This window comes from Synechococcus sp. RC10A2 (assembly GCF_047502605.1).
The window spans coordinates 38,389-46,693 of the sequence record NZ_JANSHP010000088.1; the positions used below are offsets into that span (position 1 = coordinate 38,389).

Annotated in this window: 10 protein-coding genes and 1 pseudogene; 4 read left to right on the forward strand and 7 right to left on the reverse strand. The window is 57.5% G+C overall.

Annotated elements, in window-relative coordinates:
• Positions 1-19 precede the first annotated feature (19 nt).
• The 5 genes and pseudogenes from NW848_RS12080 to NW848_RS12100 all read right to left on the reverse strand — a co-directional run bounded on the left by NW848_RS12080 (position 20) and on the right by NW848_RS12100 (position 3,995).
• Complete coding sequence (locus tag NW848_RS12080) at positions 20-571, reverse strand: hypothetical protein (protein ID WP_414511170.1); 552 nt, start codon at positions 569-571, stop codon at positions 20-22.
• Between the two features lie 420 nt (positions 572-991).
• Positions 992-1,279: pseudogene (locus NW848_RS12085) on the reverse strand (BREX system ATP-binding domain-containing protein); the annotation flags it as partial.
• Positions 1,252-2,202, reverse strand: coding sequence for a hypothetical protein (locus NW848_RS12090; RefSeq protein ID WP_414402381.1), 951 nt, complete (start codon positions 2,200-2,202; stop codon positions 1,252-1,254). The pseudogene NW848_RS12085 and the gene NW848_RS12090, both read right to left, overlap by 28 nt.
• A complete protein-coding gene (locus NW848_RS12095; RefSeq protein WP_414511169.1) occupies positions 2,199-2,966 on the reverse strand; it encodes a hypothetical protein in 768 nt (255 codons plus the stop codon). Before NW848_RS12095 ends, NW848_RS12090 begins: the two co-directional genes overlap by 4 nt.
• Positions 2,967-3,041: 75 nt before the next feature.
• Positions 3,042-3,995 carry an asparaginase gene (locus NW848_RS12100; protein WP_011429816.1) on the reverse strand — a complete coding sequence of 318 codons (954 nt, stop codon included), beginning with the start codon at positions 3,993-3,995 and terminating at the stop codon, positions 3,042-3,044.
• 142 nt (positions 3,996-4,137) lie between these two features.
• On the opposite strand from NW848_RS12100, the gene NW848_RS12105 reads away from it, so the two are divergent.
• From NW848_RS12105 to NW848_RS12120, 4 genes are all read left to right on the forward strand, one after another.
• On the forward strand, positions 4,138-4,893 hold the full coding sequence (locus NW848_RS12105; protein WP_041438185.1) for a sirohydrochlorin chelatase: 756 nt from the start codon (positions 4,138-4,140) through the stop codon (positions 4,891-4,893).
• A 67-nt stretch (positions 4,894-4,960) separates the two neighbouring features.
• On the forward strand, positions 4,961-5,719 hold the full coding sequence (cobA, locus tag NW848_RS12110) for a uroporphyrinogen-III C-methyltransferase (RefSeq protein ID WP_099812301.1): 759 nt from the start codon (positions 4,961-4,963) through the stop codon (positions 5,717-5,719).
• Complete coding sequence (locus NW848_RS12115; protein ID WP_011429813.1) at positions 5,716-6,504, forward strand: ABC transporter permease; 789 nt, start codon at positions 5,716-5,718, stop codon at positions 6,502-6,504. The genes cobA and NW848_RS12115 overlap by 4 nt, the downstream gene beginning before the upstream one ends.
• A 183-nt stretch (positions 6,505-6,687) precedes the next feature.
• Positions 6,688-7,359: a response regulator transcription factor gene (locus NW848_RS12120; protein WP_011429812.1), complete on the forward strand. Its 672-nt coding sequence runs from the start codon at positions 6,688-6,690 to the stop codon at positions 7,357-7,359.
• Positions 7,360-7,380: 21 nt separating this feature from the next.
• Here the strand turns inward: NW848_RS12120 and NW848_RS12125 are convergent, their stop codons facing one another.
• Together NW848_RS12125 and NW848_RS12130 are read right to left on the reverse strand one after the other, a co-directional pair.
• Complete coding sequence (locus NW848_RS12125; protein WP_011429811.1) at positions 7,381-7,644, reverse strand: sulfiredoxin; 264 nt, start codon at positions 7,642-7,644, stop codon at positions 7,381-7,383.
• 294 nt (positions 7,645-7,938) lie between these two features.
• Entirely contained in the window at positions 7,939-8,190 is a 252-nt protein-coding gene (locus NW848_RS12130; protein WP_143597298.1) for a hypothetical protein, read from the reverse strand.
• Positions 8,191-8,305: the final 115 nt, after the last annotated feature.

Here is an 8,305-nt window from a genome sequence, read left to right on the forward strand (position 1 = left end):
AGTTAGGGATTGACTGGGCTTATTCTTCGTCCTCTTCCAACTCTGGAAGCTCCTCAGTTGGGGTAGACTTGATCGCCTCATCTTCTACAATCACAATTTCTGTATCGGGGCTGTAATACCGACGCACATCCCACTCCGTAATCCAGCGGCGAATAATTGACCGCACAGTGGTTGTGCTGTAGAGCTCAGGAAGCTGTGGCGGCGATGGGCGTACCCAATCGGGATAAGCTTTCTGGTAGAGATCCGCTACCCTATGCCACATGGATTGAATGGCCTCGCGGGCTTCTAAGCAGGAACGGAGAGGGGTAGCTTGGCTAATAGCCTCCATGCCGGCCTTTACGACTTCCTCAGACATATGCTTCTGGAGAGCTATCTTAGGTGCTTTCTCCCAATCTCCTTTTTCTTGTAGAATGACCCTCTCGAAATCGCGGGTTACTGCTCCTACGAAAACCAGCGGAGCTTTCTTTATTTCTTCAGGCAGGGTTGTTGTACCAAACAAGTGCCCAAGAACGCGGTACGACTTGACCCGCTGAAGAAGACTGTACTGGGCAATAAGCTCAATCTCATCCACCAAAACCACCAAGCCCCCAAACCCTATGGCCCGACATAGCTGGGCACAGAAGGCCAGGCGCTGCCAGTGTAGGCTTTCTGCAGGGGGTAGCTTGCCAATGGGATAAGCACCTGCCAAGCCGTGATCCCGTAGGCTTCGCCTTACCTCTGAGGACTTCAGAGTGGGCTCACCAGCCCAAAAGCGGACAATGGCGTCTAGCTTCTCGTCATCGCCTCCTAACCTTTGGTACAGAGCCAAGGTGGCCGGCCACCAGCCTGACCCAAACTGCCACTGGTTAACCCAAAGCTGGAACTTCTGGAAAGAAGGCGAGGAGTACTGTAGCCGGGCTGCCATGCCTTGGATCCCACGCTCAACCATGTCAGGGAGCTCGACCTGGGCAAGGAGGCGGGGAATCAGGCGATTGGGGTTACCGAGGGGCAACTCTTTGGAGACGACAACTAGGGAGGTGGCAAAATTATTCTTCCTTGCTCGCTCCTGCAGGGTTAGTAGAAGATGGGACTTGCCTGTCCCAAAATCCCCCTTTATCAGCATTCCTGCAGGGCCTGAACTAGCACCCTTGCACAGCTCTTGAAAACGCTCCTCAATCTGAGACTGCCAAGAGCCAAGTTCTGCAACTGCGAACCGGTTAGGAACGCCATTTCGTAGGGCTTCAATGGCCCGCCTAGCTGCAATCGCTACATTCATAGAAGCTGCACCATAGCTGTGCATGGATTAGGCTTTTGAAGAGAAGAAACCTCATTCTCAATTCGAGTTTGCAAAGCTCGATATCTATGATAAGACAGACGCTCAGATTCAATAAACTCTGGAGGAGCTAAGAAAATTAACACAGTTTTTTCTAGTTCACTCTCCGCATCGATAAACTCACGCAAAGTCTCGTAGAGCTCAAGGATTTGTCGACTGGTAAAGTTAGGGCGTCCACTGGGGGTCCGCTCGTAGTAGTGAAGCAAGCTGACAAGGACTGCTACTAAGCCGGATCGTCGTGTAAATAGTCTTAAGAAAGAAAGTAGAATCTCTCGAGCATTTGTCCTGTCAATCTTTCGAAAAATAGCCGCTTCACGCACCCGGCTGATAGAGCTCAGCGTACCTTTAAGCCACTCTTGAATTGCAGAGCATAGACCTTCCAGAGTGCCTGGGCTTTGAAGGGGTTCGTAGACAAGTCGGACTATGGCTTTGCGAAAGTCAAGGGCTAGTGAGTAATCCAGAAAAATACCTCTCTTAATTTCCCGCTGAAACTCTAGTTTGATCTCACGGGCTTCAATCTGATAGAATTCGGCCAACTGCTCTAAAGTGCAGTCCTGCAGATCTAGCCTGGGAGGGTATCCAATTTTTTGGAGAATGTTGAAGCGCAGATCTTTGGCAAAAGTCTCCCAATCTACTCTCTGAGCAAGGGCAAACCAAAGCTGTTCGACTGAATGCAGCTTTAAGCACTCCTCTGTCAAATCAAAAATATGAAAGGAATACTGGTTAAGCTTTTCCAGCAGCGCTTTCCGCACCCAAGAGTAGGAATCTTTCGGAACAACGGCCAGCTTGACAGTGGCACCACCTTCAGGGATAAAAGAACGCAAGTAGTCTTCTTCCAGACAGCGCAGCCACAAATTAGGCTCTAGCCGACCCTGGCCCTCTTCGCTCATAGCTTCTCAAACTCCAAAAGATAGTAGGCGTGCTCCACCCCAGCTTCGTCTCGAATGCGGTAGTAGCGACCCGAGCGCGTGCCTGTAGACGCGGAGAAGATCAAGCGGTAGCCCTCCACATGGTTGGTGCCATTTCGATCCAAGAGGTAAAGATGCCGCGTAAACTCCACTTCGGTGTAGTCTGGGTTGTTGAGGTGGAGCACCTCGAAGACATCGCGAGCAGGTACTTGAAGAGAACGAGGCAGCTCTGCGCTTGACTTTCTCAAGTAACCCGCTGCAATTTTTGCCGCTTTCCAGATGCGTTCAAGAACTACCTCTGGATTAGTTTCTTTCCCTTTGGTCATTCTTGCTCGGAGAATCTTCTCTGCAATGGCACTGGGCCGTTGAGAGCGTAGAAGCTTGCGATCTATGCGCACTCCCTCCCTGGAAAAGCGCACCAAGGCGGGGAAAGCTACAAAGACATGGGGGCTTTCCGTAGGCAGCCAAGGCTGGCCGACTCGTTCTCCTACCTCGCTAGCAAGTTCTTCAAGAGAAGTTCTCTCCAAAACCTGCTGGGTTTGTTCAAGGGCTTGTCTTACCGTCTCCACCTGGGAAAGAGCCTCGCTGAGGACAGAGCTACAGCCTTGTAGCTGGCGGCTCAGGGCTGGAACTTGCCCTCCTTTACAAGCGACTTGGGCTTTCCCTGCGGTCTCCTTTGCTTTCTTAGTCAGGGCAAATAGCTTGCCTAGCTCGTCGTCAAGAGTCTTGAAGAGGGCTTCAATCATTAGTTTTTGGGCCTTTTCTTCAGAAAACTAGCATCACCAAGAGTTTGGGTGCAAGGCCTTCCCACCTCCGGCTCTTCAAGGCATGCGCAGCTCCCCTTCCACCTCCAGGCGGGTGTAGGGGCCGACGGCGAGGAAGCGTTCCCCCAGCATCTCGGCGGCAGCCGGTTGGATCCAGCCCATGCGCTGCAGCAGGTGCAGGGCCAGGGCATATTTGGCCCGCGCGGCCCCGTCTTGTACCTTGATGGCCAGGCCCATCCCCTCTCCGACGCGCCCGATGCACTGGATCCCTTCGGCGCCGGACTTGCTGACCAACTCTCCCTGGGTGGCCCGCATCAATTCGGTGTCGAAACATCCCTCACCAGCCACCATTTCGGGGTGGTGGGTCATGGCGCGGGCGATGGCCTCCAAGTCCGGCCGCTCGCCGGCGGTCAGTTGGGCATATAGGGAAGCCAGGTGGTTGAGTTGTAGCTGGTAGGTGGGCACGCCACAGTCGTCACGAGCAAACAAAAACTCTTCTGAGGGCATTTGCAACAAGTCGGCCAACTTGGCCCGCACCAGGGCCTGGACGGGGTGTTGCCGCTGGGCGTAGTCCTGCAGAGTCCAGTTCTGAGCGCGGCTGGCCAGGAGCATGCCGGCATGTTTGCCGGAGCAGTTGTGGCAGAGGGGGCTGGGCTTGCCGGGTGGGGTGGGGCAGACCAGCAAATCGGGAGACAGATCGGCCCGCCAGAGCATGCTGAACACCTGCCGCGCATGGGCCGTGGTGCCCTGATGGGAGGCGCACATAATGGCGATGTCTTTCTCGCTGAGGCGATAGCGCTCGCGGATGCCGGTGGAGAGCATGGCCAGCGCTTGGAAGGGTTTGAGCGCAGAACGGGCAAAAACAGGGGTGGTGCTCTTGCCGGCCATGGCCAGGGATCGCCCGCGGCTATCGGCCACGACCGCTTGGCAATGATGGATGGATTCGGTCAACCCCTCCCGCAAGACATGGATCAACAGTTCGGGGGTGGTAGAACGATTCTCAAATGACATGAAATCCTGGGAAAGGGCCGACGAGTCTGAAAAGGAGGTGTGTACTTTATCAAATCATACGCGCAGATGCGGTGCGAGACGTTGCCGGAACCTTTCCAAGTAGCAAAATAGAACAGTTGCGTCTGGATCCCTGACTGCTGCCATGTCCTCAGCCCCGCTGGTGTTTTTGGTTTGTCACGGCAGCCGGGATCCCGAATACCAGCAAGCGGCGGCGGATTTGCTGGCCCGGGTGCGGCAGCGGCTGGCTCCTCAACCGGTGGAGCTGGCCCAGTTGGAAGGTCAGCCTCTGAGCCTGGCGGAGCAGATTCACAGACACCTGACAGCCCGCCTGGAGGGGCCGGTGGTGCTGCTGTCGCTGTTTATGGGCGGGGGATCCCATGTGGAGGAGGACTTGCCGGCTGCCCTGGAGCAGGTTCAAGCTCGCTGGCCGCACCTGAAGCTGCTGTTGACACCGCCGATTGGCCAGCATCCAGCCCTGCTTGATCTGGTGGCAGCGCGGGTGGCAGCGGCGCAGCGGTTGGGGGAACTGACCCACGGCTGGATCCTGTTTGGCCATGGCAGCCGCCTGCCGGGATTTGCCGCCCAGCTCCAGGCCGGGATCCAAGCTCTGGAACAGCGCTTGCCCGGAATCCGCTTGCATGTGGCTTTTGCCGCCCAGCCCCCCACACTGGAAGCGGCCGTAATCCATTGCCTGCGCCTCGGCCAGTATCGCCTGCGGGTGCTGCCGTTTTTTCTCTTTCCGGGCGGTCTGCTGCGCGCTTTACAGGAACAGGCTCAGCGGCTGCAGCGAGAATGGCCCTTGTTGCAGATCACGGTGGAGCCGCCCCTCTGGCGGGATCCCCAACTGGTGCAGGCCATTCAGGAGACCCTGCAGACGGCCTGTCTGACCTGGAAGTAGAGTTGGTTGGTCAAAACTGTCCTGTTCCAGCAGAATAGATATCTCCGGAAAACCATTGGGACTCGAGATGGGCAAAGTGTATCTGGTGGGGGCAGGACCTGGGGATCCGGGACTGCTGACGGTGAAGGGCAAGGCCCTGCTCGCCCATGCGGACGTGGTCATCTACGATGCCCTGGTGGGATCCCCCATTTTGGATTTGATCCCGCCCACAGCAGAGCGGATCTACGCCGGCAAACACTGCGGCGCCCACACCCTTCCTCAGGAACAGATCACCGCCTTGCTGATCGAGAAAGCCCAGACGGCAGCCGTGGTGGTGCGCCTCAAGGGCGGGGATCCCTTCATGTTTGGGCGGGGGGGAGAGGAGATGCTGGCCCTGGTGCAGGCCGGGATCCCGGTGGAGGTGGTGCCGGGAATTACAGCGGGCATGGCCGCCAGCGCCTATGCCGGGATCCCCCTCACCCATCGCGACCTCAGCTCCTCGGTTGCTTTTGTTACTGGCCACGAGGCGGCAGGCAAATACCGCCCCCAGGTCAATTGGCGTGCCCTAGCCGAGGCCGTAGAAACCTTGGTGATCTACATGGGCATGCACAACCTCGGCTACATCGCTGCCGAATTGTTAGCGGGAGGAAAAGATCCCGCTACCCCAGTCGCCTTGATCCGCTGGGGCACCACCCCGGAGCAAGAGATTCATCTGCTCCGTTTGGAGTCTCTGGCCGGTCAGCCCTCGCCTGCGGCGCCGCCCGCCATTGTCGTGGTGGGGGCGGTGGTCAATTTGGCCAGCCTGTTGCCCACCTTGTACCCCCTTGCCCCTTCAGAACCTCAATGAACGCCTTTTTTCGCAAGCTGAGCGCGCTCTTTGCCGCCTACTACGCCTACATGCTGGAGTACCGGGCGGAGCTGCTCCTGTGGGCCTTGGCCGGATCCCTGCCCTTGATCATGATGGGGCTCTGGAGCGAGGCGGCCCGTTCAGGAGATTTCTCGCTGTCTTCCCTAGAGTTCATCCGCTATTTCCTGGCCGTGTTCCTGGTGCGCCAGTTCAGCATCATCTGGGTAATCTGGGACTTTGAGCGGGAGGTGGTGGAGGGAAGACTCTCGCCCCTTCTGTTGCAGCCTCTGGATCCCGCTTGGCACCATGTGGCCAGCCACCTGATGGAACGCCTGGCCCGCCTCCCCTTTACCGTGGCTTTGATTGCCCTCTTTTTCCTGCTCTACCCCCGCGCTTTTTGGATCCCGTCTTGGCAACAAGTGGCGCTGGGATCCCTGGCCATTTTGTTGGCGTTTGCCCTGCGCTTTCTCATGCAGTACACCCTGGCGCTGCTGGCCTTTTGGGTGGAGCGAATATCGGCCTTGGAGCAATTCCACTTTTTGGTGTACCTATTTCTCTCAGGGGTGATCGCCCCTCTGGAGGTGTTTCCGCCGGCGGTGCGTCAGGCCTTGGCCTGGACGCCCTTTCCCTACTTGGTGCATTTTCCCGCCAGCCTCTGGGTGGGGATCCCGCAAGATATCCCGCGCGGTTTTGCCATGGGCCTGGCCTGGCTGGTTCTGTTTTGGCTGGTCAACCGCTGGCTGTGGCGCAAGGGTTTGCAACACTACTCCGGGATGGGAGCTTAGGCCCAGTCCGCCTGAGCCGGCAGCCAGACCGCTTCCGAAACTATCATGGGGCAAGGATCTATCTATAGTTGACTGCCAGTATCCCTGTCTAAACTTCAATCTTGCGGCAAGGGTTGAACACTGCCCTCAAGTCATCCCTCTGTTACGCCTCAACCATTCCTCAACAGCCTCTCCCCGGTCATCATGAAGCGCGTATTGGTCGTAGATGACGATCCCCTCTCCTTAAAGGTGCTGAGCCGCCACCTCACCCAGCACGGCTATCGGGTTTGTACAGGCGCTTCGGGTGTAGAAGGGTTGCGCCTGTTTGCCCAAGAGCAGCCGGATGTGGTGGTATCGGATGTGGTGATGCCGGAAATGGATGGCTTCGAGTTTTGCCGCCAACTGCGCCAACAGCGGGGCGGCGAACTCGTTCCTTTCATCTTCCTCTCCTCTCGCAGCGAGCTGGATGACCGCGTTCAGGGCTACGAGTGGGGAGCCGACGACTACATCATCAAGCCCTTCGAGCCGCTGGAGCTGGTGGCCAAGATCGAGGCGCAAATCGAACGAGCCCGCCGCACCCAGTTGGAGATTCTGCGCCTAATCCAGCAGCAGACCCAGGCCAAAGCTGAAGCTGCCCCCCGTCCCACCTTGGCAGATCTCCCCCTCACCCCTGCCGAAGAGCGGGTGTTCCGGGAAGTGATCCGCGGCCTCACCAACAAGCAAATTGGCGAGAAGCTGTTCATCAGTCCGCGTACCGTGCAGACCCACTTGACCAACATTCTCAGCAAGCTCTCTCTGGAAAATCGCTCCCAACTGGTGCGCTTTGCCTACGAACGGGGCTACATCCCCCGGGAAGAGTCGAGCGACAAAAAATAGGTTGGGAGAGAGGGATCCCTTCTAGGCTAGGTGGAGTCTTAAGACGGCAGGCGTTGCCTTGCGCACCCGGCAAGGAATCCGCTCCCTACCCAAGCGGACAAATGCCTCGTAGCGGTGGCAGCCCGAGAACCCGTAGTACTCTCCCTCCACTTCCAAAACCTCGATCGGCTCCTGCAGCCCGATTGCTTCGATGGAAGCCATCAGTGCCCGCACCTTCTCCGGATCCGTCTGCCGCGGCAAGGGGCGACGAATTTGGGCCAAGGGAATCTCGCGAATTTGCGCCATGGTGAATTCTCTCCCTAGGTAAGCTCCTTAATCATACTCGTTATGACTTTGCTCTAGCAAGGCTTGCAGAGGGGGTGGATTCTCAGGTCAGAGCATGGCAGGATAGCACCATCCCTCGCTGCCCTTTCGCTCAGGAGCCAACTTAGCCATGTGGCAACTCCTCCAGGCTTTATGGGGAAAGATCGCCGGCAAGGCTCCTCCCGTACCCCCTGCCGTCAGGACAGGCAAGGCCCCACAAACCTCCCCTGGCAAGAGGCCGCCGCAGTCATCTTTCACCTGCCCAGCAGAAGCCTCTCAGCCCACGCTGGAACCTTCCACTCCAGCGGTAGCCCGGCAGGGTGGGGAAGCGGCGGTGTTGATCGCTTCCCAGGAGAAATCCCCCGACTCTGAGACAGTAGAATCTCCCCTGGGCACCTCTACGGCCAAAAGCATCGGCAGCTTCTGGGCCATGGCCGATACAGGATCCCGGATTTCCCGCATTGCTTCCGCCACCGACAGTGGCCGCGCGGTCAGTTCTATTTCAAGAAAACGCGCGGGATTCCCCATCGTCTATACGGTGGGGAGGGATAGCGCCTAATATAACCTGCATGACCCAAGTCCTGACTGTCTTCTGCAAGCTCAAGGTATCTGCCTCGCAAGCCACAAAGCTGGATGCAACTTT

Bases quoted from the DNA above. Each gene is read 5' to 3' on its own strand.
- NW848_RS12090 (WP_414402381.1), bottom strand. From the start codon at position 2,202: ATGAGCGAAGAGGGCCAGGGTCGGCTAGAGCCTAATTTGTGGCTGCGC.
- NW848_RS12095 (WP_414511169.1), bottom strand. From the start codon at position 2,966: ATGATTGAAGCCCTCTTCAAGACTCTTGACGACGAGCTAGGCAAGCTA.
- NW848_RS12100 (WP_011429816.1), bottom strand. From the start codon at position 3,995: ATGTCATTTGAGAATCGTTCTACCACCCCCGAACTGTTGATCCATGTC.
- NW848_RS12105 (WP_041438185.1), top strand. From the start codon at position 4,138: ATGTCCTCAGCCCCGCTGGTGTTTTTGGTTTGTCACGGCAGCCGGGAT.
- cobA (WP_099812301.1), top strand. From the start codon at position 4,961: ATGGGCAAAGTGTATCTGGTGGGGGCAGGACCTGGGGATCCGGGACTG.
- NW848_RS12115 (WP_011429813.1), top strand. From the start codon at position 5,716: ATGAACGCCTTTTTTCGCAAGCTGAGCGCGCTCTTTGCCGCCTACTAC.
- NW848_RS12120 (WP_011429812.1), top strand. From the start codon at position 6,688: ATGAAGCGCGTATTGGTCGTAGATGACGATCCCCTCTCCTTAAAGGTG.
- NW848_RS12125 (WP_011429811.1), bottom strand. From the start codon at position 7,644: ATGGCGCAAATTCGCGAGATTCCCTTGGCCCAAATTCGTCGCCCCTTG.
- NW848_RS12130 (WP_143597298.1), bottom strand. From the start codon at position 8,190: ATGGGGAATCCCGCGCGTTTTCTTGAAATAGAACTGACCGCGCGGCCA.